Here is a 26,129-nt window from a genome sequence, read left to right as displayed (position 1 = left end):
TTTACATGTCTCAGTCTGGCTCCGTTCTTCGTCGTAACGGATTTACGTTTAAACAGTTTTTTGTCGCACACGATCGGTGTGCGATGAAAGTGGGAACTGACGGTATTTTACTCGGGGCGTGGGCGCCGGTCGCGGATGTAAAGCGAATTCTGGATATCGGTACTGGAAGCGGTCTGCTGGCGTTAATGCTGGCGCAGCGGACGGATGACAATGTGCCTATTGACGCCGTGGAACTGGATGCCGGGGCTGCCATGCAAGCGCAGGAAAACGTGGCTCACTCTCCCTGGCCGCATCGAATAACGGTGCATACTGACGATATTCAGCGTTGGGCGCCTCGCCAGACGGTACGCTTTGATCTTATTATCAGCAACCCGCCTTATTACGAACCCGGTGTGGAATGCGCCACGCCGCAGCGGGAGCAGGCGCGTTACACCGCTACGCTGGATCACCAGACGTTATTGGCTATTGCGGCGGATTGTATTACCGAAGATGGCTTTTTTTGCGTAGTCTTGCCGGAACAAATAGGTAACGCTTTTACGCAGCAAGCGCTCAACATGGGATGGCATTTGCGGCTACGTACTGACGTTGCGGAAAACGAAGCGCGCTTGCCGCACCGGGTTTTGCTCGCATTCTCCCCGCAAGCCGGGGAGTGCTTTAGCGACAGATTAGTAATTCGCGGGTCAGACCAGCATTATTCTGAAAGTTATACGGCGCTGACCCAGGCATTTTATCTATTTATGTGAGGCGTTAACGGCGAAAGGATCGATGGGCCTGATTCAGCCAGTTGTTGCGGATAATCCAGCGTAAAGTGCAGCCCCCGACTCTCTTTACGCATCATCGCACAACGCACAATCAGTTCGGCCACTTGCACCAGATTGCGCAGCTCCAGTAAATTATTCGAGACGCGAAAGTTGGCGTAATATTCGTCAATCTCTTGTTGCAACATGGTAATACGCCGTAGGGCGCGCTCCAGCCGTTTCGTCGTGCGCACAATGCCCACATAGTCCCACATCAGCAGGCGCAGTTCATGCCAGTTATGCTGAATCACCACCCGCTCATCGGCGTTTTCCACGCGGCTTTCATCCCAGGCGGGAAGGGCGTCAACGCTGTGGACAGAAGGCATTCGCCTGTCGATATCCATTGCTGCGGACCAGCCGTACACTAAGCATTCCAGCAACGAGTTGGACGCCATACGGTTAGCGCCGTGCAGGCCGGTGTAACTGACTTCGCCAATGGCATATAAGCCGTCTACATCGGTACGACCATAATCATCGACGACCACGCCGCCGCAGGTATAGTGTGCGGCAGGAACAACGGGAATCGGTTCTTTGGTTAAATCCATCCCCAAATCAAGCAGTTTCGCATAGATCATCGGGAAGTGCTGGCGGACAAAATCGTCAGGCTTGTGGCTGATATCGAGAAACATACAGTCTGCGCCGAGTTGTTTCATCTCATGGTCAATAGCGCGGGCGACAATATCGCGCGGCGCCAGTTCCCCGCGTTCGTCAACGTCCGGCATAAACCGTGAACCGTCCGGACGTTTAAGGTATGCGCCTTCGCCACGCAGCGCTTCGGTAAGGAGAAAATTACGCGCCTGCGGGTGATAAAGGGCGGTGGGATGAAACTGGTTAAATTCCAGATTAGCGACCCGACAGCCTGCGCGCCAGGCCATCGCGATACCGTCACCGGAGGAAATATCCGGGTTAGTGGTATATTGATAAACCTTTGAGGCGCCGCCGGTCGCCAGCACCACCGACTTCGCATGACAGGTTTCAACCCACTCTTTATTGCGATTCCAGATCCAGGCGCCGACGACCCGGCGAGGCCCCGGCAGACCCATTTTATCGGAGATAATTAAATCAACGGCGTTGCTGCGTTCCAGCACCTGAATATTAGGATGATTTTGCGCCCGACTGACCAACGTGGTTTCGACTTCCTTTCCGGTAGCGTCGGCGGCATGAAGGATACGGCGATGACTATGGCCGCCTTCACGCGTGAGATGATAGCTCTCCTTGCCGTTTGGCTGGACATGCGTATCAAACAGGACGCCCTGATCGATAAGCCACTGCACGCAGGTACGGGCGTTGCTGGCGACAAACTCCACCGCGTGGCGATCGCAAATTCCGGCGCCGGCAATCAGCGTATCTTCGACATGCGACGCAATACTGTCGGTTTCATCAAACACGGCGGCAATACCGCCCTGCGCATAAAACGTGGAGCCCTCGCTCACCGGCCCTTTACTCAGGACGATAACCTTATGCTTTTCAGCCAGACGCAGCGCCAGCGAGAGTCCGGCCGCGCCGCTGCCGATAATTAACACATCACAGGACAGTTCAGGAGTTGTCATCATGGTTCTTGTTTAATTTACTAAACATGGTTGCGGCAGATTAGCACTATATGGCGCTAAAAAGCACGTTATGATTTCGCTGGTGTTGTGCTTATTAAACATAAAATAAAAATACGGCGAGAGATAAACGGCAAAAAATATTTTATAGGGCAGGGTGTTAGCGTCGGATTTTGTAGTGAAATAAAGATGCTGTTAGGTTACTCTGCAAACGACGAAATGGGCATTTCTGTACAGATAGTGCGTTGTTCAGCATCTGTAGACTTATAATGGAAGATAAGACCTGTCTACAACATGACAAACAAAAACAAATGCGTAACGGAACTTTACGAAACATAGACACTCTAACCTGTTGCTTGCTCATAGTGCGGCTTATGGAGTGGCGTTTCGAAAGCGCGTGGAAATTTGGTTTGGGGAGACATTACCTCGGATGAGCGAGCAGTTAACGGACCAGGTCCTGGTTGAACGGGTCCAGAAGGGAGATCAGAAAGCCTTTAACTTACTGGTAGTGCGCTACCAGCATAAAGTGGCGAGTCTGGTTTCCCGCTATGTGCCATCGGGCGACGTTCCCGATGTCGTACAGGAATCATTTATTAAGGCCTATCGCGCGCTGGATTCTTTCCGGGGGGATAGTGCTTTTTATACCTGGTTGTATCGTATTGCGGTCAATACCGCGAAGAACTACCTGGTTGCGCAGGGGCGTCGTCCGCCTTCCAGTGATGTAGACGCGATTGAAGCAGAAAACTTTGAAAGCGGCGGCGCGCTGAAAGAAATTTCGAACCCTGAGAACTTAATGTTGTCAGAAGAACTGAGACAGATAGTTTTCCGAACTATTGAGTCCCTCCCGGAAGATTTACGTATGGCAATCACCTTACGGGAGCTGGATGGCCTGAGCTATGAAGAGATAGCGGCTATCATGGATTGTCCGGTGGGGACGGTGCGTTCACGTATCTTCCGGGCGCGGGAAGCTATTGATAATAAAGTTCAACCGCTTATCAGGCGTTGACGATAGCGGGATACTGGAAAAGGTATTAGGCATGCAGAAAGAAAAACTTTCCGCTTTGATGGATGGCGAAACGTTGGATAGTGAGCTGCTCAAAGCGCTTACGCACGACCCGGAAATGCAGAAAACCTGGGAGAGTTATCACCTGATCCGCGATTCAATGCGGGGGGATACGCCTGACGTTCTCCATTTCGATATATCCGCTCGCGTGATGGCCGCTATTGAAAACGAGCCAGTACGTCAGGTGTCGCCATTAATCCCTGAGGCCCAACCCGCTCCGCAGCAATGGCAGAAAATGCCGTTCTGGAAAAAAGTGCGTCCGTGGGCGGCGCAGCTTACCCAAATGGGCGTGGCGGCGTGCGTTTCACTTGCAGTTATCGTCGGTGTCCAGCACTATAATGGGCAATCTGAAACATCCCAACAACCTGAAACGCCGGTTTTCAATACCCTGCCTATGATGGGGAAAGCCAGCCCGGTAAGTCTGGGAGTGCCTTCTGAAGCAGCGCCTGTCGGCAGTCAGCAACAGCAGGTACAGGAGCAGCGTCGTCGCATTAATGCCATGTTGCAGGACTATGAACTGCAGCGCCGACTGCACTCCGAACAGCTTCAGTTTGAGCAGGCGCAAACCCAGCAAGCCGCGGTACAGGTGCCAGGAATCCAAACTTTAGGAACGCAATCGCAGTAATGAAGCAACTTTGGTTTGCCATGTCCCTTGTGGCGGCTAGCCTGTTCTTCTCAGCAAACGCCTCGGCCGACCCTGCGTCCGGGGCGTTATTGCAGCAGATGAACATCGCCAGTCAGTCACTGAATTACGAGCTGTCATTCGTCAGCATCACGAAACAAGGCGTTGAATCTCTGCGTTATCGACACGCACGCCTGGATGGTCGCCCGCTTGCGCAATTGCTACAGTTGGACGGTCCCCGCCGGGAGGTCGTACAGCGTGGTAATGAAATCAGTTATTTTGAACCGGGCCTTGAGCCGTTCACCCTGAACGGTGATTATATTGTCGATTCTCTGCCTTCCCTGATTTACACCGACTTTAAGCGCCTGGCGCCTTACTACGACTTTATTTCTGTCGGACGCACCCGTATCGCAGACAGATTGTGCGAAGTTATCCGCGTTGTGGCGCGCGATGGTACGCGTTACAGCTATATCGTCTGGATGGACATGGACACCAAACTGCCGATGCGCGTTGATCTGCTGGATCGCGATGGCGAGACGCTGGAGCAGTTCCGCGTTATTGCGTTCACGGTGAGCCAGGATATCGGCAGCAACATGCAGGCGCTGGCGAAGGCGAATCTGCCGCCGCTGCTTTCTGTTCCCGGTGGCGAAAAAACGAAATTTAACTGGAGTCCATCCTGGGTGCCGCAAGGCTTTAGCGAAGTTTCCAGCAGCCGTCGTCCGTTGCCGACGATGGATAACCTGCCTATCGAATCGCGGCTTTATTCTGACGGTCTGTTTAGCTTTTCCGTCAATGTGAACCGGGCGACGCAAAACAGCAGCGATCAGATGCTGCGCACCGGGCGCCGAACGGTTTATAGCAGCGTTCGCGACAACGCGGAAATCACCATTGTCGGCGAGCTTCCGCCGCAAACGGCGAAGCGCATTGCCGACAGTATCAAATTCAGGGCAGTACAATGATTAAAGAGTGGGCAACCGTTGTCTCCTGGCAGAATGGTCAGGCGGTGGTGAGCTGCGACGTTAAAGCGTCATGCAGCAGCTGCGCCTCCCGTGCGGGATGCGGCAGTCGCGTGCTGAATAAATTAGGGCCGCAAACCACGCATACCATTGTTGTGCCAAGCGCGGAGCCGCTGGCGCCGGGGCAGAAAGTCGAGTTGGGCATCGCCGAAAAAAGCCTTTTAGGTTCGGCGTTGCTGGTCTATATGTCGCCTTTAGCGGGGCTATTTCTTTGTGCGGCGCTTTTTCAGATGCTGTTTGGATCTGACCTTGCCGCATTAAGCGGGGCCGTGCTGGGCGGCGTGGGCGGTTTTCTGGTTGCCCGCGGTTATTCCCGAAAACTGGCGGAGCGCGACGCCTGGCAGCCGGTGATTTTAAACGTTGCCCTCCCGCCTGACCTTGTTCGCGTCGAAACTACCTCAATCGAAACGCGCCAGTAAACGTTTTGCCCAACGGTACACCTGCCGCGTTGGGTTGTTGTCCCGATAAGCATGCGCTTTTCCTGCGTTGCGGTGTTTTACAGGAAAAAAGCGAGGCGTTTTCCAGTTCCCGCTCTCCTTACACTATGAACATTTCCTCGCCTTAGCGTTGTAGTGTAGAATGCGGCGTTTCAGTTAAAACAGACGTTAAGCTCAGAACAGCGACCTCTAAAGTCTGGTCAACCAGGCGTAAGGCATAATAATTTATCTCTATGAAGAACATACGTAACTTTTCGATCATTGCTCACATTGACCACGGTAAATCGACGCTGTCTGACCGTATTATCCAAATCTGCGGTGGCCTGTCTGACCGTGAAATGGAAGCTCAGGTACTTGATTCGATGGATCTTGAGCGTGAGCGCGGTATTACTATTAAAGCCCAGAGTGTGACGCTGGATTTTAAAGCGTCTGATGGTGAAACTTATCAACTGAACTTTATCGACACGCCGGGACACGTTGACTTTTCCTATGAAGTTTCCCGTTCGTTAGCCGCCTGCGAGGGCGCGCTGCTGGTGGTGGATGCCGGCCAGGGCGTAGAAGCGCAAACGTTGGCGAACTGCTACACCGCGATGGAAATGGATCTTGAAGTGGTGCCGGTGCTTAACAAGATTGACCTGCCGGCCGCCGATCCGGAGCGTGTGGCGGAAGAAATTGAAGACATTGTCGGCATCGATGCGACGGATGCGGTACGCTGCTCCGCCAAAACGGGTGTCGGCGTGACGGATGTTCTGGAACGCCTGGTGCGCGATATCCCGCCGCCGCAAGGCGATCCGGACGGCCCGCTGCAGGCGCTGATTATTGACTCCTGGTTCGATAACTACCTGGGCGTGGTATCGCTGGTGCGTATTAAAAACGGCACCATGCGTAAAGGCGACAAAATTAAAGTGATGAGCACCGGGCAGACCTACAACGCTGACCGCCTGGGGATTTTCACGCCGAAACAGGTTGATCGTACCGAGCTGAAGTGCGGCGAAGTAGGCTGGCTGGTCTGCGCCATTAAAGATATCCTCGGCGCGCCGGTTGGCGATACCTTAACCTCAGCGCGTAACCCAGCGGAAAAAGCGTTGCCAGGCTTTAAGAAGGTGAAACCGCAGGTCTATGCAGGTCTGTTTCCGGTCAGCTCCGACGATTATGAAAGTTTCCGCGACGCGCTCGGCAAGCTGAGCCTGAACGATGCCTCACTGTTTTATGAACCGGAAAGCTCCTCGGCGCTGGGCTTTGGCTTCCGCTGCGGCTTCCTCGGCCTGTTGCACATGGAGATCATTCAGGAGCGTCTGGAACGCGAATACGATCTGGATCTGATCACCACTGCGCCGACCGTGGTTTATGAAGTAGAAACAACGGCGAAAGAGACTATCTATGTTGATAGCCCCTCCAAGCTGCCGCCGTTGAATAACATTTATGAACTGCGCGAGCCTATCGCCGAGTGTCATATGCTGTTACCACAAGCCTATTTAGGTAACGTTATTACGCTGTGTATTGAGAAACGCGGCGTACAAACTAACATGGTGTATCACGGTAACCAGGTCGCGTTGACCTATGAAATCCCGATGGCGGAAGTGGTGCTCGACTTCTTTGACCGTCTGAAATCAACGTCGCGCGGCTATGCGTCTCTGGATTATAACTTCAAGCGCTTCCAGGCTTCCGATATGGTGCGTGTTGATGTGTTAATCAACAACGAGCGTGTCGATGCGCTGGCGCTGATCACGCACCGTGATAACTCGCAAAGCCGTGGTCGCGAGCTGGTGGAGAAGATGAAAGATTTGATCCCACGCCAGCAGTTTGATATCGCGATTCAGGCGGCGATTGGTACGCATATTATTGCCCGTTCGACGGTAAAACAGTTACGTAAAAACGTGCTGGCGAAGTGCTACGGCGGCGATATCAGTCGTAAGAAAAAACTGCTGCAGAAACAGAAAGAAGGTAAGAAACGCATGAAGCAGATCGGTAACGTCGAGCTGCCTCAGGAAGCGTTCCTCGCCATTCTGCATGTCGGTAAAGACAATAAATAATCCCTAAGGAGTTGGCATGGCGAACATGTTTGCCCTGATTCTGGTGATAGCCACACTGGTGACGGGCATTTTATGGTGCGTTGATAAGTTTGTTTTCGCGCCAAAACGTCGGGCGCGCCAGGCTGCCGCGCAAACGGCGTCGGGAGATGCGCTGGATAACGCTACGCTCAATAAAGTGGCGCCTAAGCCGGGCTGGCTGGAGACCGGGGCGTCGGTTTTCCCGGTTCTGGCGATCGTTCTGATCGTTCGTTCATTTCTTTATGAACCCTTTCAGATCCCGTCAGGCTCAATGATGCCGACACTGCTTATCGGCGATTTTATTCTGGTGGAAAAATTTGCCTACGGCATTAAAGATCCGATCTACCAGAAAACCCTGATTGAGACCGGTCATCCAAAGCGCGGGGATATTGTGGTATTTAAATATCCGGAAGATCCTAAGTTAGATTACATCAAACGCGCCGTCGGTTTGCCGGGCGATAAAATCACTTATGATCCGGTTGCGAAAGAGGTGACGATTCAGCCTGGCTGTAGCTCCGGTCAGGCGTGCGAAAATGCGCTGCCGGTTACCTACTCTAACGTTGAGCCGAGCGATTTTGTACAGACCTTTGCCCGCCGTAACGGCGGAGAAGCGACCAGCGGTTTCTTTGAGGTTCCGCTAAACGAGACAAAAGAAAACGGCATTCGCCTGACCGAACGTAAAGAGACGTTAGGCGATGTAACCCACCGCATCCTGATGGTGCCGATAGCCCAGGATCAGTTGGGCATGTATTACCAACAGCCAGGACAACCGCTGGCGACCTGGGTTGTACCACCGGGACAATATTTCATGATGGGCGACAACCGCGATAACAGCGCGGATAGCCGTTACTGGGGATTTGTTCCGGAAGCGAATCTGGTCGGTAAAGCGGTCGCTATCTGGATGAGCTTTGACAAGCAGGAAGGGGAGTGGCCGACAGGCGTACGCCTGAGTCGTATCGGCGGTATTCACTAACTGTGACGAAATGATCGTTCACGCTGCCGTCTTTTTAGCGGCAGCGTGAATTATTTCCTGGATAAATTCCCTCAGACTAACGACATCCCCTGTCGTTGTGTATAGAATATTCCCCCGAAGTTTTAGGTTGGCGCCGTTTGGTCGCCACGGCACACGAAACAGCGTTGGTTATAGACAACCTTCTTTCCGCTGCAGCGATGCGGCAGGACAGATGACGTGTATCAGGTCTGTTTCGTGTGCTGGATTGTTGACGCATTCATTTATTGGTATCGCATGAACCCCATCGTAATTAATCGGCTTCAACGGAAGCTGGGCTACACTTTTAATCATCAGGAGCTGTTGCAGCAGGCATTAACTCACCGCAGCGCCAGCAGTAAACATAACGAACGCCTGGAATTTTTAGGCGATTCAATCCTGAGCTTCGTTATCGCTAACGCGCTTTATCACCGTTTTCCACGGGTGGATGAGGGAGATATGAGCCGTATGCGCGCCACGTTGGTACGTGGCAATACGCTGGCGGAATTAGCCCGTGAATTTGATTTAGGCGAGTGCCTGCGTTTAGGGCCGGGCGAATTAAAAAGCGGCGGATTTCGTCGAGAGTCCATTCTGGCGGACACCGTTGAAGCGTTAATCGGCGGAGTATTTCTCGATAGTAATATCCAGACCGTCGAGCAGTTAATCCTTAACTGGTATAAAACCCGTCTGGATGAGATAAGTCCGGGCGATAAACAAAAAGATCCTAAAACGCGCTTGCAGGAGTATTTGCAGGGTCGCCATCTGCCGCTGCCATCTTACCTGGTTGTGCAGGTACGCGGCGAGGCGCACGATCAGGAATTTACTATCCACTGCCAGGTCAGCGGCCTGAGCGAACCGGTGGTTGGCACGGGTTCCAGCCGTCGTAAGGCGGAGCAGGCTGCCGCCGAACAGGCGCTGAAAAAACTGGAGTTGGAATGAGCACTGACAAAACTTACTGCGGATTTATTGCCATCGTCGGACGTCCGAACGTTGGCAAATCCACCTTGCTGAACAAACTGCTCGGGCAGAAGATTTCGATCACTTCCCGTAAAGCGCAGACCACGCGCCACCGCATTGTCGGTATTCATACCGAAGGCCCGTATCAGGCAATTTATGTCGATACCCCGGGACTGCATATGGAAGAAAAGCGCGCCATTAACCGTTTGATGAATAAGGCGGCGAGCAGTTCGATTGGCGACGTTGAGCTGGTGATTTTCGTTGTGGAAGGCACCCGTTGGACGCCGGACGACGAAATGGTCCTGAACAAACTGCGCGATGGCAAAGCACCGGTTATTCTCGCCGTTAACAAGGTGGATAACGTGCAGGAAAAAGCCGATTTGCTGCCGCACCTCCAGTTCCTGGCAAGCCAGATGAACTTTCTTGATATCGTACCCATCTCTGCTGAAACGGGTATGAACGTCGATACCATTGCCGGTATCGTGCGTAAACATTTACCGGAAGCGATTCACCACTTCCCGGAAGATTACATCACCGATCGCTCTCAGCGCTTTATGGCGTCTGAAATCATCCGTGAAAAGCTGATGCGTTTTCTCGGCGCCGAGCTGCCGTATTCCGTTACCGTTGAGATTGAACGTTTTGTTACCAACGAACGCGGCGGCTATGATATCAACGGGTTAATCCTCGTCGAGCGCGAAGGGCAGAAGAAGATGGTGATTGGCAACAAAGGCGCCAAAATCAAAACCATTGGTATTGAAGCGCGTAAAGACATGCAGGAGATGTTCGAAGCGCCGGTACACCTGGAACTGTGGGTGAAAGTGAAATCCGGCTGGGCCGATGACGAACGCGCTCTGCGCAGTCTCGGTTACGTAGACGATCTGTGAGTTAACACAGCGTGGAAGGGTGGCAGCGCGCATTTGTCCTGCACAGTCGCCCCTGGAGCGAAACCAGCCTGATGCTGGACGTCTTCACGGAAGAATCGGGGCGCGTGCGCCTTGTCGCCAAAGGCGCGCGATCTAAACGTTCCAATCTGAAAGGCGCGTTACAGCCTTTTACGCCGTTATTGCTACGCTACAGCGGACGCGGCGAGGTGAAAACCCTGCGCAGCGCCGAGGCAGTTTCTCTGGCGCTGCCGTTAAGCGGTATTACGCTCTATAGCGGCCTGTATATCAACGAACTCCTCTCTCGCGTACTGGAATATGAAACGCGCTTCTCCGAACTCTTTTTTGATTATCTGAACTGTATTCAGGCGCTGGCGGGAACCACCGGCTCGCCTGAACCGGCGTTGCGACGTTTCGAACTGGCGTTGCTGGGTCATCTGGGGTATGGCGTCAATTTCACCCACTGTGCAGGCAGCGGCGAACGGGTGGATGACACCATGACCTACCGTTACCGCGAAGAAAAAGGCTTTTTCGCCAGCGTCGTCATCGATAACAACACCTTTACCGGACGGCACCTGAAAGCGTTGGAGGAGCGGGAATTTCCGGATGTAGATACCCTGCGTGCCGCTAAACGCTTTACCCGTATGGCATTAAAGCCGTATCTTGGGGGAAAACCGTTAAAAAGCCGGGAGCTGTTCCGGCAATTTATGCCCAAACGCACAGTAAAAATGAAGAAAGATTAACGAGGATTGTCATGGCTGAATTACTGTTAGGCGTCAATATTGACCACATTGCCACGTTACGTAATGCGCGCGGCACCGACTATCCGGATCCGGTACAGGCGGCGTTTATTGCTGAACAGGCAGGCGCGGACGGCATTACCGTACACCTGCGCGAAGATCGTCGCCACATTACCGATCGCGATGTGCGCATTCTGCGTCAGACGCTGCATACGCGTATGAATCTGGAGATGGCGGTGACCGAAGAGATGCTGGCGATCGCCGTAGAAACCAGGCCGCATTTCTGTTGTCTGGTACCGGAAAAACGCCAGGAAGTCACCACCGAAGGCGGCCTGGATGTGGCCGGACAGCGCGATAAAATGCGTGATGCCTGTGCGCGCCTGGCGGCGGCTGGCATCCAGGTTTCGCTCTTTATCGATGCCGATGAAGCGCAAATCAACGCGGCGGCGGAAGTCGGCGCGCCGTTTATCGAAATCCATACCGGCTGCTACGCCAACGCAGAAACCGATGCGGAACAGGCAAAAGAGCTGGCGCGTATTGCCAGCGCCGCGACCCTGGCGGCCCGTCTGGGGCTAAAAGTAAATGCGGGTCATGGCCTGACCTACCATAACGTCAAAGCTATTGCCGCACTGCCGGAAATGCACGAGCTCAATATCGGTCATGCCATTATTGGTCGGGCGGTGATGACGGGGCTGAAAGAGGCGGTGGCTGAAATGAAACGTTTGATGCTGGAAGCGCGCGGCTAATGGCGATTCTCGGCCTGGGAACGGATATTGTAGAGATTGCCCGCATTGAGGCAGTGATCTCCCGTTCCGGCGAACGTCTGGCAAGGCGTGTGCTCAGTGACAACGAGTGGGCTATCTGGGAGACGCATCAGCAGCCGGTGCGTTTTCTCGCCAAGCGTTTTGCGGTCAAAGAGGCGGCAGCGAAAGCTTTTGGCACCGGCATCCGCAACGGTCTGGCGTTTAATCAGTTCGAAGTGTTTAACGATGAGCTGGGAAAACCACGTTTACGGCTGTGGGGCGAGGCGTTAACGCTGGCGGAAAAACTCGGTGTGGCGCACATGCATGTCACGTTGGCCGATGAACGCCATTACGCCTGCGCTACGGTCATTCTGGAAAGTTAGATTTGCCGGATGGCGGCGTAAACACGTTATCTGACCTACAGGCCGATATATTGTCGGCCTGATAAGCATAGCACCATCAGGCATTGTTGCGTTGGAAGTGCGTTAACCCGCTTACAGTTTATCTGCGTGATGCATCAGAACAAACTTATCCCACAACTGTTCTTCGGTTTCGACATGGGCGGGATCCTGCAAAATCGTATTGGGGATCGGGCAGACTTTCTGACAGGTCGGCGTTTCGTAATGGCCTACACACTCGGTGCATTTGTCGCTGTTAATCTCATAAATGCTGTCGCCCATTGAAATCGCCTCATTCGGGCACTCCGGCTCGCACATATCGCAATTGATACATTTTTTGGTGATTAACAGCGCCATCAGGAAATTCTCAGAAACAACATAAATCGGGCGGGCATTATACGCCTATTTTCTGCTCGGGCCAGCTCTTTTCTGGCGCTGATTTGTTATCTACAGTGTAAAAATTTTTGATCTGCTTGAGCAGGCAGATGGTTGCGTTATCCAGTGAAAGGTCATTACTGTGCACCAGCATGACAGGAATAAAGAATGCGGGGATGCCCAGTGAAACCAGGCGAACATTTTTGGGTGTCGATAAATGGGTTAGCGAGCGGGTAATAAATGCGATGCCAATCTGCGCTTCGGCATACCCAAGGCATGAGTAGTGGTTATCCAGTTCGCAGATGACGTTAGGAACGACTTTGCGGTTATTAAATTCTGTGGTGATGATCCCTCTTAATAGCAGAGAGTCATTAAGCACGATAATGGGCTGGTCGTTTAAATCTTTTAAATGCAGACGTTCGCGTGTCGCCAGAGGATGAGAAAGTGGGATTGCAGCGATAATTTCATCTTCAAACAGCATGGTCGAGCTTAGCTGGGCAGGGAGCGCTGTTCGATAAACAATGCCAATATCAACGGCGCTATCCGTCAGCTTTTTAATGGTTTGCTCAGTTGAGAACTCTTTAACATTTAAAGATATTTCCGGATGGTGTGCCATAAAGTTGCGAAAAGCGGGCAGGACCAGGTAGCTGCCTGACACCCCGATTGAAATAGTATCGCGCTGTTGATCCTGATAGGGAAGAAGTTCATTTTCGGCATTTTTTAAATCCAGCATTATTTTGTTAGCGTGTCGTTGCAAAATAATGCCTGCTTTTGTTAATTTAATTCCTCTGCCTTTTCGCTTAAATAATATTGTTTTAAGTGATGACTCAAGTTGTTTGATTTGCTGACTTAATGATGGCTGAGTGATAAACAGGCGACTGGCTGCCCGACCATAATGTAATTCATCACACAATATCAGGAAGGAGTGTAGTTGTTTGATATTCATTAAAATTTAATGCCAATCGATTGGGTTTTGTTATAACGATTATAAAAAATACCAAATTGTTTGCCTATTTTGCTTTTTTTAAACTGTGATCAGTGCATTTTAAAAAGGGAAAATTATGTCGGCATCAATCAACCGCTGGGGAATGCTTGCCGCTCACGTGTGCATCAATTTTGTGCTCGGGGGCGTCTACGCATTTAGCTATTTCAAAACACCACTCATGGCGCAATATCACTGGGATCCGGCTACGCTGGCGTTAGCATTCTCTATCAACATGGGGATCATTCCTTTACCGATGATTTGGGGCGGGAGAATGATCGACAATGGTAAAGGAAAGCAGGCGATAGTTATCGGCGGTATCCTGTTTTCTTTAGGTTTTATCTTGTCCGGGTTTGTGGATAATTTGCCCATGCTGTTTTTAACCTACGGCGTCATTGCCGGGTTGGGATCGGGCCTGGCTTTTACGGGTAATCTTAATAATATTCTGAAATTTTTCCCTGACCGTCGCGGTCTGGCCAGCGGTATCGTACTGGCGGGTGTTGGCGTCGGGACGCTACTTTGCACCCGCCTGGCCGAATATTTTATGGCGCAAACTCACGATGTTAGTCGGGCGTTGTTATATCTGGGTATTGTTTATCTGGTGGTTATTTTTATCGTCCAGTTCTTTATTCGTAGCGCGCCAGCAAAAGATAGCGGAGGAATTAAAGCGTCGCCACTGGATAAAGACTATCGGCACATGCTGAAAGATCTGCGCTTCTGGCTGCTGTTTATGATTCTGGCGCTGGGCGTGTTCTCTGGGATGGTAATTAGCTCAAGTTCTGCGCAAATTGGTATGACGCAGTACGGTTTACTGTCCGGTGCATTAGTCGTTAGCCTGGTCTCGATATTTAACTCAATTGGTCGCCTGTTCTGGGGAGGGTTAACCGATAAATTAGGCGGCTATAATACGCTGGTTATTGTTTACCTCTTTACTTGCTTGTGTATGCTGCTGTTATTTTTCTTCAATGGCAATACTTCGGTATTTTATTTCAGCGCTCTGGGCGTGGGCTTTGCTTATGCCGGTATATTAGTTATCTTCCCTGGCTTGACCAGCCAGAATTTTGGCATGCGCAACCAGGGACTAAACTACGGCTTTATGTATTTTGGTTTTGCCGTCGGTGCGGTTATTGCTCCTTACGTCACGTCCGCCATTGCAAAATATACCGGAAGCTACAATACAGTATTTATTTTGACAACGGTGCTATTGCTTATTGGAGTCGTGTTGACCCTGATAACGAAAAAATATGTCGCAACGGTTTTAGCCAAAATTCATTAATCAGATAATAAGGAAATAAAAATGAAAATTGCAATCGCAGGTGCAGGCGCTATGGGATGTCGTTTTGGCTATATGCTGCTGGAGGCCGGGCACGACGTGACGCTTATCGATAGCTGGCAGGAGCATGTCGACGCTATTCGTAGCAAGGGGTTGTTTGTCGAAACGGAAACGACTCAGAAGTATTACCCCATCCCTGCTATGTTGGCCGATGAATCCCAGGGGGAGTTTGAGCTGGTTATTCTGTTTACCAAAGCCATGCAGCTGGATAGCATGTTACAGCGTATCAAGCCATTACTGCCAGCCGCGAAGGTCGTGATGATTTTATCTAACGGCCTGGGAAATATCGAAACGCTGGAGAAATATGTCGATCGGCAGAAAATCTATGCGGGTGTGACGTTATGGTCCAGCGAACTGGAGGGGGCTGGGCATATTATGGCCACCGGTACCGGAACGATTGAACTGCAGCCGATAGCCAGCCAGGATTCGGCTCAAGAGGCTAAGGTCATTGCCACCCTTAATAGCGCTGGATTGAATGCTGAAATAAGCCCTGACGTATTATTATCGATCTGGAAGAAAGCAGCCTTTAATAGCGTAATGAACACCTATTGCGCGCTACTGGATTGTAATGTCGGCGGATTTGGTCAGCGGCCTGGTGCTTTAGATTTAGCGCAAGCGGTAGTTGATGAGTTTGTATTGGTTGCTGCCAGCCAGAATATTCCGTTGACTGAGCAAATGGTGATGAATACGGTGAAGAAAGTGTTCGATCCGCGTGAGAGCGGCCACCACTATCCTTCTATGCATCAGGATTTACATAAAGGCCGACTGACTGAAATCGACTATTTAAATGGTGCGATTGCGCGAATCGGCGCTCAGAACAATATTGCCGTACCGGTTAACAAACTCCTGACGCAATTGATTCACGCTAAAGAAGCGCAATAAACTTGATGGCTCTTCTGCATGAGGCGGAAGAGCCATTTTCATACCAGTTTTTTTACCAGCGCCTCGCTATGGCGAATACGCTCCGGCGCCCGCTCTAAATCCTGTTGTACCAGCGCCATAAACAGTAAGTCGGTCAACATCATTTGCGCATGTGTCGAAGAGATAGCGGCGCTGCGCGTCGCCTGCTCTTCAGCAATCGTATACAGACAGTGAGTGGCGCGCTGCTGCAAGGCGTTGGGAGAAAAACCGGTAATGGCCAGGATTTTCGCGCCTGCGCGTAATGTTTCGTCCGCCGCCAGGTTCAGCTCGCGCCGCTCCCCGGAATAAGAGATCGCCAGCAGCAGATCCTCCGGCGCCAGCGCCTGCACCGTCGCCAGCAGGGCGTGCATATCGCGCTCAACCACCGCGTTAATGCCAATCTTCAGTAGCTTCCAGGCAAAATTTTGCGCCACCAGCCCAGAGGCGCCAATCCCGGTGATCACAATACGGCGGGCGTGGCGCAGCATCGTGACGCTTTCTAACAGCTTTTCTTCACTGTTAACGTCCAGCGTGGCGTGCATCGCCGCCACATTCTCTTTAATTAATTTTTCCCCGACCAGGCGCATCGGATCGTCGCCGCGAATCTGGTTATGAACGGGAACGGAATGCGGATTAGGATTGCTGGCCAACGCTTCGCTGAGAGCCAGTTTCAACGCCGGAAACCCTTTAAACCCCAGTTTTTGCGCGAACTTGACTACGCTGGATTGGCTGACGCCCGCTTCAGCCGCCAGTTGCTGCGAGCTCAGATGCCGCGCCGTATCCGGTTGCGCGAGCAGATAATCCGCCAGTTTCCTGTCGCTTTGCGCGAGATCCGGATAACGCTGGCGAATACGAATCAAACAGTTCATGGGCAGCTCCTGCGAAACGTGATGGCGACGACAAAACGAAATTTCACTCGCCTGGGGGAATATTCTATTCCATCATGGACGCTTATTATGAATTAAAAATTCCAGAGGGACAAAAATGAATCTTGGTACCTTAGTGTCTGAAACCCGTAACCCGCAAACGATGGATCTGGATGCGTTGCCTACTCCTGAATTAGTTAAGCGTTTTAATGAACAGGATACGCGGGTAGCGGAAGCAGTAAAAGCCACTTTGCCTGACGTCGCGCGTGCGGTGGATGCCGCTGCGGCGGCGCTGAAGTCTGGCGGACGTATCATCTATATGGGCGCGGGCACCAGTGGTCGGCTTGGCGTACTGGATGCCTCAGAATGCCCCCCGACGTTTGGCGTTCCGCACGGTCTGGTCGTCGGGCTGATTGCCGGTGGGCCGGGCGCGTTGCTGAAGGCGGTCGAAGGCGCGGAAGACAGCCAACAGGCAGGCGAAGACGATCTTGTCGCGCTAAATCTGCAAGAACAGGATCTGGTCGTGGGGCTCGCGGCGTCGGGTCGTACACCCTATGTGATTGGCGGCCTGCGCTATGCGCGACAGTCCGGTTGTACCACTGTTGCCGTCTCCTGTAATCCAGATTCGCCTATTGCGCGGGAGGCTAATATCGCTATTTCGCCCGTTGTCGGGCCGGAAGCGCTTACCGGCTCCACGCGGCTGAAATCCGGCACCGCGCAGAAAATGGTGCTCAATATGATTTCTACCGGCGCGATGGTGAAATTCGGCAAGGTCTATCAAAACCTGATGGTGGATATGAAAGCCACCAACGTCAAACTGGTCGATCGCGCGTGTCGGATGGTCGTTGAAGCGACCGGGATAGGTCGTGAAGAAGCAGAAGCGTTGCTGAAACAGACCGATTTTGAGGTTAAGCCCGCCATTTTGATGGCGCTTACGGGGCTGGATGCTGCAGCCGCCAGGGAAAAACTCGCCGCTCATCAGGGCTTTTTAAGGGCGGCGTTAGAACACTAAAGAGGTGTGTATGGATAAGACGGCAGCGCTCGCCAGCGACATTTTACGTGGTATCGGCGGAGAGCAAAATATTCTGCGCCTGGAAAACTGTATGACGCGAGTCAGAGTGGAGGTACAGGACGACAGCCAACTGGATATTCCGCGCTTAAAAGCGTTGCCTGGCGTCAGTGGATACGTAAAGCAAGGGGAGCAACATCAGCTGATCGTTGGGCCGGGGAAGGCTGCACAGGTGGTTGATGCGATGCGCGTGCAGATTGCCGCAGGTGGTGTAAAGCCGGACGATGCTATGGCGCGTACCAAATCCGAGGCGAAAGCGAAGTATAAAGCGCCGATGAGCGATGCGTTGCGTAAGCTGGCGAATGTTTTTATTCCGCTTATTCCCGCCTTTATCGCATCCGGCTTGATTACCGGCATTATCAATATTCTTAAACGTCCGGATATCGTCGGCGATGTTGCCGTCCACTATCCTAACCTGCTGGGCCTGATGGGGATATTTGGTAGCGCGGTGTTCGCTATCATGAACATTCTGGTTGGCGTCAATACCGCGAAAGTCTTTGGCGGATCGCAGGCGTTAGGCGGCGTGATGGCGGGGATCCTTTCCAGCCCGCAACTGGCGCAGATTACGCTCTTTGGCGAGGCGCTTCAGCCGGGACGGGGCGGCGTTATCGCCGTCCTGCTGGTGGTGGCGTTAATGTGCTGGATTGAGCGCCAGTTCCGTAAGCTGCTGCCGGGGTCGCTGGAGTTAATTCTTAACCCTTTATTGACGACTGTTATCACCGGCGCGGTAGCGATTGTCGCTCTGCAACCGCTTGGCGGCTGGATTTCAGACGCTATCGCTCACGGCGCGTCCTGGGCTATCGATCGCGGCGGTTTTCTGGTGGGCGCGGTGTTAGCCGGAACCTTCCTGCCGTTGGTACTGACCGGGCTGCATCAGGGGCTGGTGCCTATTCATGTGGAGCTGGTGCAAGCGCACGGCTATAACGCGCTGTTTCCCATCCTGGCGATGGCGGGGGTTGGTCAGATAGGCGCGGCCATTGCCGTACTGATGAAAACCCGCAATGCGCGGCTCAAAAAGGTGATTAAAGGCGCGCTTCCGGTCGGACTGCTGGGGATTGGCGAGCCGCTGATTTTTGGCGTCACGCTGCCATTGGGTAAGCCATTTATTGGCGCTTGCCTCGGCGGCGCGGTAGGCGGGGCGTTGATCAGCTACTGGAAAGTGGCGACGGTAATTACCTTTGGTATTTCCGGTTTGCCGCTGGCATTAACAATTGTTGCCGGAAAAGTCCTGTTCTATCTGTTAGGCTATTTAATAGCGGTAATTGCCGGGTTTATTTTTACCTGGCTGCTGGGGTTCAATGATCCAGAGGAGTAAGGTTTGGTCAGCCACGAGCGTCGTGTCGTCTTTTTTGATTTGGATGGAACGTTACATCAACAGGATATGTTCGGCAGTTTTCTGCGTTATTTGCTGCGCCGTCAGCCGCTAAATGCGCTGCTCGTACTGCCGTTGTTGCCCATTATCGGTATCGGTTTACTGGTAAAAGGGCGTGCGGCCCGCTGGCCGATGACTCTGTTGTTGTGGGGCTGTACTTTTGGCCATAGCGAAACGCGTTTGCAGGCGCATCAGGCGGATTTTGTCCGTTGGTTTCGCGCTAACGTCACGGCGTTTCCGGTCGTACAGGAGCGTCTGACCACCTATCTATTGAGCTCTGACGCGGATATCTGGCTTATTACCGGTTCTCCGCAATCATTGGTAGAGCAAGTCTATTTTGATACGCCGTGGTTGCCGCGCGTTAACCTCATCGCCAGCCAGATGGCGCGACGGTATGGCGGCTGGGTATTAACCGTGCGCTGTCTGGGCCATGAAAAAGTCGCGCAACTGGAACGTAAAATCGGTACGCCGTTGCGTCTTTATAGCGGCTACAGCGACAGCAAACAGGATAACCCGCTGCTTTATTTTTGCCAGCATCGCTGGCGGGTGACGCCGCACGGCGAGTTGCAGCAGCTCGAATAGTGAAACGCATAGCGTCTGTGTATAATGCCGCCCGCTTTCATTACCGGAGTTACCTCTTTGTCTGATGTCGAATTAGATCACGAATACTGGATGCGCCACGCGCTGACGCTGGCGAAACGCGCCTGGGACGAACGCGAGGTTCCGGTTGGCGCGGTATTGGTGCATAACCATCGCGTCATTGGCGAAGGCTGGAACCGACCCATTGGCCGCCACGATCCTACTGCGCACGCTGAAATAATGGCGCTGCGTCAGGGCGGTCTGGTATTGCAGAATTACCGGTTACTGGATACCACGCTGTATGTCACACTGGAACCCTGTGTGATGTGCGCAGGCGCTATGGTGCATAGCCGCATTGGACGCGTTGTCTTTGGCGCGCGCGATGCAAAAACCGGCGCGGCCGGATCGCTAATTGATGTGCTGCACCATCCGGGAATGAATCACCGGGTCGACATTATTGAAGGGGTGCTGCGCGATGAATGTGCGACGCTGCTCAGTGATTTTTTCCGTATGCGTCGTCAGGAAATTAAAGCCCTGAAGAAAGCCGACCGTGCGCAAGGCGCGGGGCCGACAGTATAGCGCAATGCCGGATAAGAGGTTACGCGTCGCCATCCGATAAGACCACCGCGCTATTTTTCTTCTTTCTTCTGCGGCGTAAACAGTAAAGACGGCGAATGCGTCAGGTAGCCTGATGACTGCGATAAAAACGACAGGAGGGGGAAGGGCGCTTTATTCAGCTCCTCCGGCGACACCGCCGGGTAATCCTGCGCCAGTTTCATAGCTTCCGCTTCCTGCTTTTCTTTTTCCTGCAAATACCCCACCAAACTTATCTGGTATTTACGGATATTTTCCACATAAGCATAAGCCTCATGTCCACGCGCGTAACCGTAGGTTAGCTTACTGTAATACGGTTTTTGGCTTAACAGAGGCAAACGCTGCTTCACATCGGTCCAGCTATCCGGATTGCCTTTGGTTTTTACCGTCAGCGATCTGGCATCGAGCATGTGCGCATAACCCATATTGTAGGCGGCTAAAGCAAACCAGATACGCTCGTCTTCCGGAACGGTTTCGGGAACTTTAGCCATCATATCTTCAAGATAGCGAGCGCCGCCGCTGATGCTTTGCTCCGCATCGGTACGGTCGGTCAGCCCCAGACTTTGGGCGGTATTTTTAGTCAGCATCATCAGGCCGCGCACGCCGGTTGGCGAGGTCGCCAGCGGGTCCCAGTGTGATTCCTGATAAGAAATCGCCGCCAGCAGGCGCCAGTCTATCTCTTTGGCATATTTTTTAAATAACGGTTCCAGCTCCGGCAGGACGTTATCCACCGCTCGCAGGAAAGAGCGGGTATCAACGTAGTCGAAATCATCGCCATGTCCCAGATATTTCTCTTCGATCCGCGCCAGAGAACCGTCTTCATTGATCGAATTGAAAAAATCGAGCAGCGCGGCGGAGAGCGTATTATCGTCGTCCAGTCGGCTAAACCAGGTCACGGGCTGTTCATCCGTGACATCCAGCGCCACGGCCAGCTCGGGATGAACGCGCTGAAACAGACTGATCGCCACTGAATCGGCAATGGTGTAATCCAGTTTGCCGCTGATGACCTCTTCCAGCAGCGTCGTCGAGCCTTTTTTATCATCCACTTTCCAGCTCAGGTCGGGAAACTTTGTCTCTTTTAAACGCTGTAAGTCATTGACCACGACGTGCCCTGGCGCAATGGTAAGCTGATTCTCGTTAACGGTCGCCAGCGAACGTGGGCGATATTGTCCGACCCGGTAGACGAGCTGTTGCGAAACCGAATAATACATGGGACCAGGCTGATAGTTTTTAACGCGCGCGCTGTCGTAGACCAGCCCTGCCGCGAGCAGGTCGGCATTGCCGTTATCGAGATCGTCAAACAACTGGCTGATATTCTGGCGCACCGTCACTTTCAGCTTCACGCCGAGATAGTTGGCGAACTGCTGCGCCAGTTCATAGTCCAGACCATATTTTTTACCGTTGATAACGGAATAGGTTAATGGCGAGTCGATCGTACTGACGCGCAGTATCCCCCGGGCTTGAATCGCGGCGATATGGTTTTCGGTTTTACCGAACCAGGGGATTGAGGGCCAAAGGGCTGCTGCCAGCAGCAGCGTCAATATGCCGATGAACAGATAATTAATCTTTAATTTTTTCAATTAGTTAATTCTCTGGATCGTGCGTTGCCTCGGGCTGAAAAAGATGTTTTGCTGCAATAGATAAGTCATTAATGAGCGGCATTTTGCGTAACAATGCGCCAGTTGGCAACTTATTCGCAACGATAGCCGCACCGTATGACAAGAAAAAGCGGTGATTTTATTTCTACGCAAACGGTTTCGTCAGCGCGCCAGATTCTTTATAATGACGGCCGTTTCCCCCCTTGCGCACACCGAAGCTTAGAAGACGAGAGACTTATGATGGAAATTCTGCGTGGTTCGCCTGCACTGTCTGCATTCCGTATCAATAAACTGCTGGCGCGCTTTCAGGCTGCCAACCTCCAGGTCCACAATATATACGCTGAGTATGTCCATTTTGCTGACCTGAACGCCCCGTTAAATGATAGCGAGCAGGCGCAGCTTACCCGTCTGCTGCAATACGGCCCGGCGCTTAGCAGCCATACGCCGGCGGGTAAACTCCTGTTGGTCACACCGCGTCCTGGTACCATCTCCCCCTGGTCTTCAAAAGCAACGGATATCGCCCACAACTGCGGCCTGCAACAGGTTGATCGTCTGGAGCGCGGCGTAGCGTACTATATCGAGGCTTCGACGTTGACGGCGGAACAGTGGCGACAAGTGGCCGCAGAGCTGCACGACCGTATGATGGAGACGGTGTTCTCTTCTTTAACCGATGCGGAAAAACTGTTTATCCACCATCAGCCTGCGCCGGTTTCCAGTGTCGATCTGCTGGGAGAAGGCCGTCAGGCGTTAATTGACGCCAACCTGCGTCTCGGTCTGGCGCTGGCGGAAGATGAAATCGACTATTTGCAGGAGGCGTTTACCAAACTGGGACGCAACCCGAACGATATCGAACTGTACATGTTCGCCCAGGCGAACTCCGAGCACTGCCGCCACAAGATTTTTAACGCCGACTGGATTATCGACGGTAAACCGCAGCCGAAGTCGCTGTTTAAAATGATTAAAAACACCTTCGAAACCACGCCGGACTATGTGCTCTCTGCCTATAAAGACAATGCCGCGGTGATGGAAGGATCTGCGGTGGGGCGCTACTTCGCCGACCACAATACCGGCCGTTACGATTTTCATCAGGAGCCCGCGCACATTCTGATGAAGGTCGAAACGCATAACCACCCAACCGCCATCTCTCCGTGGCCGGGGGCGGCGACCGGTTCCGGCGGCGAAATTCGTGATGAAGGCGCCACCGGGCGTGGCGCGAAACCAAAAGCCGGGCTGGTGGGCTTCTCCGTTTCCAACCTGCGTATTCCGGGCTTTGAACAGCCGTGGGAAGAGGATTTTGGCAAGCCGGAACGTATTGTCACCGCGCTGGATATCATGACCGAAGGTCCGCTGGGCGGCGCGGCGTTTAACAACGAATTTGGTCGCCCGGCGCTGACCGGCTACTTCCGTACTTATGAAGAGAAAGTGAACAGCCACAATGGCGAAGAGCTGCGCGGCTATCACAAGCCGATCATGCTGGCGGGCGGGATCGGTAATATCCGCGCCGATCACGTGCAGAAAGGCGAGATCGTCGTCGGCGCGAAGCTGATCGTCCTTGGCGGCCCGGCGATGAATATCGGCCTCGGCGGCGGCGCGGCATCGTCAATGGCTTCCGGCCAGTCTGATGCGGATCTCGATTTTGCCTCTGTTCAGCGCGACAACCCGGAAATGGAACGCCGCTGCCAGGAAGTGATCGACCGCTGCTGGCAGTTGGGCGACGCCAACCCAATCCTGTTTATCCATGATGTGGGCGCGGGCGGTCTCTCCAACGCCATGCCGGAGCTGGTGAGCGACGGCGGGCGCGGCGGGAAATTCGAACTGCGCGACATTCTTAGCGACGAGCCGGGCATGAGCCCGCTGGAAATCTGGTGTAACGAATCCCAGGAGCGCTACGTACTGGCAGTCGCGGCTGACCAGTTGCCGCTGTTCGATGAACTGTGTAAGCGCGAACGCGCGCCGTATGCGGTCATTGGCGACGCTACCGAAGAACAGCATCTCTCGTTGCATGATAGCCATTTCGACAATCAGCCGATCGACCTGCCGCTGGATGTCCTGCTGGGCAAAACGCCGAAAATGACCCGCGATGTGCAAACATTGAAGGCGAAAGGCGATGCGCTGAACCGCGCGGATATCACGATTGCCGACGCGGTAAATCGTGTTCTGCATCTGCCGACCGTGGCGGAAAAAACCTTCCTTGTCACTATTGGCGACCGTACCGTCACCGGTATGGTGGCGCGTGACCAGATGGTTGGCCCGTGGCAGATCCCGGTAGCTGACTGCGCGGTCACTACCGCCAGCCTCGACAGCTACTACGGCGAAGCGATGTCGATTGGCGAGCGCGCGCCGGTGGCGCTGCTGGACTTTGCCGCCTCCGCCCGTCTGGCCGTCGGTGAGGCGTTGACTAACATTGCCGCGACGCAGATTGGCGATATCAAGCGCATTAAGCTTTCCGCTAACTGGATGGCGGCAGCCGGTCATCCTGGCGAAGATGCCGGTTTGTATGACGCGGTTAAAGCGGTGGGAGAGGAACTCTGTCCGCAGCTTGGCCTGACGATTCCGGTGGGCAAAGATTCGATGTCGATGAAAACCCGCTGGCAGGAAGGCAACGAACAGCGCGAAATGACCTCGCCGCTGTCGCTGGTGATTTCCGCGTTTGCCCGCGTGGAAGATGTGCGTCACACCCTTACGCCGCAGCTGTCAACGGAAGATAACGCCTTGTTGCTGATCGATCTTGGCAAGGGCCACAACGCGCTGGGCGCAACGGCGCTGGCGCAGGTCTATCGTCAGCTTGGCGACAAACCCGCGGACGTGCGTGACGTCGCGCAACTGAAAGGCTTCTATGACGCCATGCAGGCGCTGGTCGCTGCGCGTAAATTACTGGCCTGGCACGACCGTTCCGACGGCGGTCTGCTGGTGACGCTGGCCGAGATGGCCTTTGCCGGCCACTGCGGCGTGCAGGTCGATATCGCCGCGCTGGGCGATGACCATCTGGCCGCACTGTTCAACGAGGAGCTGGGCGGCGTGATTCAGGTACGCGCTGAAGACAGAGACGCGGTCGAAACGCTGTTGGCGCAGTACGGCCTTGCTGACTGCGTCCACTACCTTGGTCAGGCCCTGGCTGGCGATCGCTTTGTGATTACCGCTAATGACCAGACGGTATTCAGCGAAAGCCGCACTACGCTGCGTGTCTGGTGGGCGGAAACCACCTGGCAGATGCAGCGTCTGCGCGACAATCCGCAATGTGCCGACCAGGAACACGAGGCGAAAGCGAATGATGCCGATCCGGGCCTCAACGTGAAGCTGTCGTTTGATATTAATGAAGATATCGCCGCGCCGTACATTGCGACAGGCGCACGACCGAAAGTCGCTGTACTGCGCGAGCAGGGGGTGAACTCTCATGTGGAGATGGCGGCGGCGTTCCATCGTGCGGGCTTTGACGCGATTGACGTCCATATGAGCGACCTGCTGGGCGGTCGTATCGGTCTGGGCAACTTCCATGCGCTGGTGGCTTGCGGCGGCTTTTCCTACGGCGACGTGCTGGGGGCGGGCGAAGGCTGGGCGAAATCCATTCTGTTTAACCATCGGGTGCGCGACGAATTCGAAACCTTCTTCCATCGTCCGCAGACGCTGGCGCTGGGCGTGTGCAACGGTTGCCAGATGATGTCGAATCTGCGCGAGCTGATCCCGGGCAGCGAACTGTGGCCGCGTTTTGTACGTAACCATTCTGACCGCTTCGAAGCCCGCTTCAGCCTGGTAGAAGTGACGCAAAGCCCATCGCTGCTGCTGCAAGGAATGGTAGGCTCACAGATGCCGATTGCGGTTTCCCATGGGGAAGGGCGCGTTGAGGTGCGTGACGATGCGCATCTTGCCGCGCTTGAGAGCAAAGGCCTGGTCGCCCTGCGCTACGTTGATAACTTTGGTAAGGTGACCGAAACCTATCCGGCTAACCCGAACGGTTCGCCGAACGGCATCACGGCGGTGACGACCGAAAATGGTCGGGTGACGATTATGATGCCGCATCCGGAGCGCGTATTCCGCACCGTCGCCAACTCCTGGCACCCGGAAAACTGGGGCGAGGATAGCCCGTGGATGCGTATCTTCCGTAATGCGCGTAAGCAGCTTGGTTAATTAGCCCGATAGCCATTAAGCCCCTCTTCACGAGGGGCTTTTTTGTAGACGGCGCTTATCAGGCCCACGGGGAAGCGTGGTTGTAGCTACCGTCTT

Annotated in this window: 25 protein-coding genes and 1 pseudogene; 20 read left to right on the top strand and 6 right to left on the bottom strand. The window is 53.6% G+C overall.

The window, feature by feature from the left end; all coding sequences use genetic code 11:
• The first annotated feature begins 5 nt into the window (after nucleotides 1-5).
• Nucleotides 6-743 carry a tRNA(1)(Val) (adenine(37)-N(6))-methyltransferase TrmN gene (trmN, locus tag J4617_RS15240; RefSeq protein ID WP_000083343.1) on the top strand — a complete coding sequence of 246 codons (738 nt, stop codon included), beginning with the start codon at nucleotides 6-8 and terminating at the stop codon, nucleotides 741-743.
• On the opposite strand, the gene nadB is transcribed toward trmN, so the two are convergent.
• The gene (gene nadB / locus J4617_RS15235) at nucleotides 728-2,350 is read right to left on the bottom strand and encodes an L-aspartate oxidase (protein ID WP_000989177.1); all 1,623 of its coding nucleotides are present in this window, start codon (nucleotides 2,348-2,350) and stop codon (nucleotides 728-730) included. The two genes, trmN and nadB, sit on opposite strands and share 16 nt — an antisense overlap.
• Nucleotides 2,351-2,613: 263 nt before the next feature.
• On the opposite strand from nadB, the gene rseD reads away from it, so the two are divergent.
• The 12 genes from rseD (at nucleotide 2,614) to acpS (ending at nucleotide 12,225) form a co-directional block, all read left to right on the top strand.
• Nucleotides 2,614-2,778: a rpoE leader peptide RseD gene (gene rseD, locus J4617_RS15230; protein ID WP_014344135.1), complete on the top strand. Its 165-nt coding sequence runs from the start codon at nucleotides 2,614-2,616 to the stop codon at nucleotides 2,776-2,778.
• Nucleotides 2,775-3,350, top strand: a complete 576-nt coding sequence (gene rpoE, locus J4617_RS15225) for an RNA polymerase sigma factor RpoE (RefSeq protein WP_000003307.1) — start codon at nucleotides 2,775-2,777, stop codon at nucleotides 3,348-3,350. The genes rseD and rpoE overlap by 4 nt, the downstream gene beginning before the upstream one ends.
• 31 nt (nucleotides 3,351-3,381) lie before the next feature.
• Entirely contained in the window at nucleotides 3,382-4,032 is a 651-nt protein-coding gene (gene rseA, locus J4617_RS15220; RefSeq protein WP_001168374.1) for an anti-sigma-E factor RseA, read from the top strand.
• Nucleotides 4,032-4,988: a sigma-E factor regulatory protein RseB gene (gene rseB, locus J4617_RS15215; protein WP_000812017.1), complete on the top strand. Its 957-nt coding sequence runs from the start codon at nucleotides 4,032-4,034 to the stop codon at nucleotides 4,986-4,988. Before rseA ends, rseB begins: the two co-directional genes overlap by 1 nt.
• A complete protein-coding gene (gene rseC / locus J4617_RS15210) occupies nucleotides 4,985-5,464 on the top strand; it encodes a SoxR-reducing system protein RseC (RefSeq protein WP_000589087.1) in 480 nt (159 codons plus the stop codon). The genes rseB and rseC overlap by 4 nt, the downstream gene beginning before the upstream one ends.
• Before the next feature lie 251 nt (nucleotides 5,465-5,715).
• Nucleotides 5,716-7,515, top strand: coding sequence for a translation elongation factor 4 (gene lepA, locus J4617_RS15205; RefSeq protein ID WP_000790154.1), 1,800 nt, complete (start codon nucleotides 5,716-5,718; stop codon nucleotides 7,513-7,515).
• A 16-nt stretch (nucleotides 7,516-7,531) separates the two neighbouring features.
• Nucleotides 7,532-8,506, top strand: coding sequence for a signal peptidase I (lepB, locus tag J4617_RS15200; RefSeq protein WP_000002559.1), 975 nt, complete (start codon nucleotides 7,532-7,534; stop codon nucleotides 8,504-8,506).
• A gap of 273 nt (nucleotides 8,507-8,779) precedes the next feature.
• The gene (gene rnc, locus J4617_RS15195; protein ID WP_001068341.1) at nucleotides 8,780-9,460 is read left to right on the top strand and encodes a ribonuclease III; all 681 of its coding nucleotides are present in this window, start codon (nucleotides 8,780-8,782) and stop codon (nucleotides 9,458-9,460) included.
• Nucleotides 9,457-10,362, top strand: coding sequence for a GTPase Era (era, locus tag J4617_RS15190; RefSeq protein WP_000102230.1), 906 nt, complete (start codon nucleotides 9,457-9,459; stop codon nucleotides 10,360-10,362). The genes rnc and era overlap by 4 nt, the downstream gene beginning before the upstream one ends.
• Before the next feature lie 11 nt (nucleotides 10,363-10,373).
• A complete protein-coding gene (gene recO / locus J4617_RS15185) occupies nucleotides 10,374-11,102 on the top strand; it encodes a DNA repair protein RecO (RefSeq protein WP_000399381.1) in 729 nt (242 codons plus the stop codon).
• Nucleotides 11,103-11,113: 11 nt separating this feature from the next.
• On the top strand, nucleotides 11,114-11,845 hold the full coding sequence (gene pdxJ / locus J4617_RS15180) for a pyridoxine 5'-phosphate synthase (RefSeq protein WP_000818964.1): 732 nt from the start codon (nucleotides 11,114-11,116) through the stop codon (nucleotides 11,843-11,845).
• On the top strand, nucleotides 11,845-12,225 hold the full coding sequence (gene acpS / locus J4617_RS15175) for a holo-ACP synthase (RefSeq protein ID WP_000986043.1): 381 nt from the start codon (nucleotides 11,845-11,847) through the stop codon (nucleotides 12,223-12,225). Before pdxJ ends, acpS begins: the two co-directional genes overlap by 1 nt.
• 111 nt (nucleotides 12,226-12,336) lie before the next feature.
• On the opposite strand, the gene J4617_RS15170 is transcribed toward acpS, so the two are convergent.
• A complete protein-coding gene (locus tag J4617_RS15170) occupies nucleotides 12,337-12,597 on the bottom strand; it encodes a YfhL family 4Fe-4S dicluster ferredoxin (RefSeq protein ID WP_001196291.1) in 261 nt (86 codons plus the stop codon).
• Nucleotides 12,598-12,634: 37 nt separating this feature from the next.
• Nucleotides 12,635-13,561 (bottom strand): LysR family transcriptional regulator, encoded by a 927-nt coding sequence (locus J4617_RS15165; RefSeq protein ID WP_208290701.1) that lies wholly within the window; start codon nucleotides 13,559-13,561, stop codon nucleotides 12,635-12,637.
• A gap of 115 nt (nucleotides 13,562-13,676) precedes the next feature.
• Here J4617_RS15165 and J4617_RS15160 point away from each other — a divergent pair, with 115 nt between their 5' ends.
• Both J4617_RS15160 and J4617_RS15155 read left to right on the top strand, forming a co-directional pair.
• The gene (locus J4617_RS15160; protein ID WP_001276364.1) at nucleotides 13,677-14,873 is read left to right on the top strand and encodes an OFA family MFS transporter; all 1,197 of its coding nucleotides are present in this window, start codon (nucleotides 13,677-13,679) and stop codon (nucleotides 14,871-14,873) included.
• A gap of 21 nt (nucleotides 14,874-14,894) precedes the next feature.
• A complete protein-coding gene (locus tag J4617_RS15155) occupies nucleotides 14,895-15,812 on the top strand; it encodes an oxidoreductase (protein ID WP_000684035.1) in 918 nt (305 codons plus the stop codon).
• A gap of 38 nt (nucleotides 15,813-15,850) precedes the next feature.
• On the opposite strand, the gene J4617_RS15150 is transcribed toward J4617_RS15155, so the two are convergent.
• Nucleotides 15,851-16,699, bottom strand: a complete 849-nt coding sequence (locus tag J4617_RS15150) for a MurR/RpiR family transcriptional regulator (protein WP_000995702.1) — start codon at nucleotides 16,697-16,699, stop codon at nucleotides 15,851-15,853.
• Between the two features lie 115 nt (nucleotides 16,700-16,814).
• On the opposite strand from J4617_RS15150, the gene murQ reads away from it, so the two are divergent.
• The 4 genes from murQ to tadA are packed head-to-tail and all read left to right on the top strand — an operon-like array spanning nucleotide 16,815 to nucleotide 20,295.
• Entirely contained in the window at nucleotides 16,815-17,708 is an 894-nt protein-coding gene (gene murQ / locus J4617_RS15145; protein WP_001048534.1) for an N-acetylmuramic acid 6-phosphate etherase, read from the top strand.
• 10 nt (nucleotides 17,709-17,718) lie between these two features.
• Complete coding sequence (locus J4617_RS15140; protein WP_000361660.1) at nucleotides 17,719-19,080, top strand: PTS transporter subunit EIIC; 1,362 nt, start codon at nucleotides 17,719-17,721, stop codon at nucleotides 19,078-19,080.
• Nucleotides 19,081-19,083: 3 nt separating this feature from the next.
• Nucleotides 19,084-19,719, top strand: coding sequence for a phosphatidylglycerophosphatase C (gene yfhb, locus J4617_RS15135; RefSeq protein WP_017465857.1), 636 nt, complete (start codon nucleotides 19,084-19,086; stop codon nucleotides 19,717-19,719).
• A gap of 24 nt (nucleotides 19,720-19,743) precedes the next feature.
• Nucleotides 19,744-20,295, top strand: a complete 552-nt coding sequence (gene tadA / locus J4617_RS15130) for a tRNA adenosine(34) deaminase TadA (protein WP_001134565.1) — start codon at nucleotides 19,744-19,746, stop codon at nucleotides 20,293-20,295.
• 50 nt (nucleotides 20,296-20,345) lie between these two features.
• Here tadA and mltF read toward each other — a convergent pair whose 3' ends face one another.
• Together mltF and J4617_RS15120 are read right to left on the bottom strand one after the other, a co-directional pair.
• Entirely contained in the window at nucleotides 20,346-21,890 is a 1,545-nt protein-coding gene (mltF, locus tag J4617_RS15125; protein ID WP_001650370.1) for a membrane-bound lytic murein transglycosylase MltF, read from the bottom strand.
• A pseudogene (locus J4617_RS15120) lies at nucleotides 21,891-22,121 on the bottom strand (hypothetical protein).
• Between the two features lie 24 nt (nucleotides 22,122-22,145).
• On the opposite strand from J4617_RS15120, the gene purL reads away from it, so the two are divergent.
• Nucleotides 22,146-26,033, top strand: coding sequence for a phosphoribosylformylglycinamidine synthase (gene purL, locus J4617_RS15115; RefSeq protein ID WP_017465858.1), 3,888 nt, complete (start codon nucleotides 22,146-22,148; stop codon nucleotides 26,031-26,033).
• Nucleotides 26,034-26,129 lie beyond the last annotated feature (96 nt).

Source organism: Salmonella sp. 32010601201800023SM, assembly GCF_017572235.1.
Taxonomy (GTDB): Bacteria; Pseudomonadota; Gammaproteobacteria; order Enterobacterales; family Enterobacteriaceae; genus Salmonella; species Salmonella enterica.
This window is presented reverse-complemented; position numbering and strand designations above follow the sequence as displayed.

Bases quoted from the DNA above. Each gene is read 5' to 3' on its own strand.
- trmN (WP_000083343.1), top strand. From the start codon at position 6: ATGTCTCAGTCTGGCTCCGTTCTTCGTCGTAACGGATTTACGTTTAAA.
- nadB (WP_000989177.1), bottom strand. From the start codon at position 2,350: ATGATGACAACTCCTGAACTGTCCTGTGATGTGTTAATTATCGGCAGC.
- rseD (WP_014344135.1), top strand. From the start codon at position 2,614: ATGGAAGATAAGACCTGTCTACAACATGACAAACAAAAACAAATGCGT.
- rpoE (WP_000003307.1), top strand. From the start codon at position 2,775: ATGAGCGAGCAGTTAACGGACCAGGTCCTGGTTGAACGGGTCCAGAAG.
- rseA (WP_001168374.1), top strand. From the start codon at position 3,382: ATGCAGAAAGAAAAACTTTCCGCTTTGATGGATGGCGAAACGTTGGAT.
- rseB (WP_000812017.1), top strand. From the start codon at position 4,032: ATGAAGCAACTTTGGTTTGCCATGTCCCTTGTGGCGGCTAGCCTGTTC.
- rseC (WP_000589087.1), top strand. From the start codon at position 4,985: ATGATTAAAGAGTGGGCAACCGTTGTCTCCTGGCAGAATGGTCAGGCG.
- lepA (WP_000790154.1), top strand. From the start codon at position 5,716: ATGAAGAACATACGTAACTTTTCGATCATTGCTCACATTGACCACGGT.
- lepB (WP_000002559.1), top strand. From the start codon at position 7,532: ATGGCGAACATGTTTGCCCTGATTCTGGTGATAGCCACACTGGTGACG.
- rnc (WP_001068341.1), top strand. From the start codon at position 8,780: ATGAACCCCATCGTAATTAATCGGCTTCAACGGAAGCTGGGCTACACT.
- era (WP_000102230.1), top strand. From the start codon at position 9,457: ATGAGCACTGACAAAACTTACTGCGGATTTATTGCCATCGTCGGACGT.
- pdxJ (WP_000818964.1), top strand. From the start codon at position 11,114: ATGGCTGAATTACTGTTAGGCGTCAATATTGACCACATTGCCACGTTA.
- acpS (WP_000986043.1), top strand. From the start codon at position 11,845: ATGGCGATTCTCGGCCTGGGAACGGATATTGTAGAGATTGCCCGCATT.
- J4617_RS15170 (WP_001196291.1), bottom strand. From the start codon at position 12,597: ATGGCGCTGTTAATCACCAAAAAATGTATCAATTGCGATATGTGCGAG.
- J4617_RS15165 (WP_208290701.1), bottom strand. From the start codon at position 13,561: ATGAATATCAAACAACTACACTCCTTCCTGATATTGTGTGATGAATTA.
- J4617_RS15160 (WP_001276364.1), top strand. From the start codon at position 13,677: ATGTCGGCATCAATCAACCGCTGGGGAATGCTTGCCGCTCACGTGTGC.
- J4617_RS15155 (WP_000684035.1), top strand. From the start codon at position 14,895: ATGAAAATTGCAATCGCAGGTGCAGGCGCTATGGGATGTCGTTTTGGC.
- J4617_RS15150 (WP_000995702.1), bottom strand. From the start codon at position 16,699: ATGAACTGTTTGATTCGTATTCGCCAGCGTTATCCGGATCTCGCGCAA.
- murQ (WP_001048534.1), top strand. From the start codon at position 16,815: ATGAATCTTGGTACCTTAGTGTCTGAAACCCGTAACCCGCAAACGATG.
- J4617_RS15140 (WP_000361660.1), top strand. From the start codon at position 17,719: ATGGATAAGACGGCAGCGCTCGCCAGCGACATTTTACGTGGTATCGGC.
- tadA (WP_001134565.1), top strand. From the start codon at position 19,744: ATGCCGCCCGCTTTCATTACCGGAGTTACCTCTTTGTCTGATGTCGAA.
- purL (WP_017465858.1), top strand. From the start codon at position 22,146: ATGATGGAAATTCTGCGTGGTTCGCCTGCACTGTCTGCATTCCGTATC.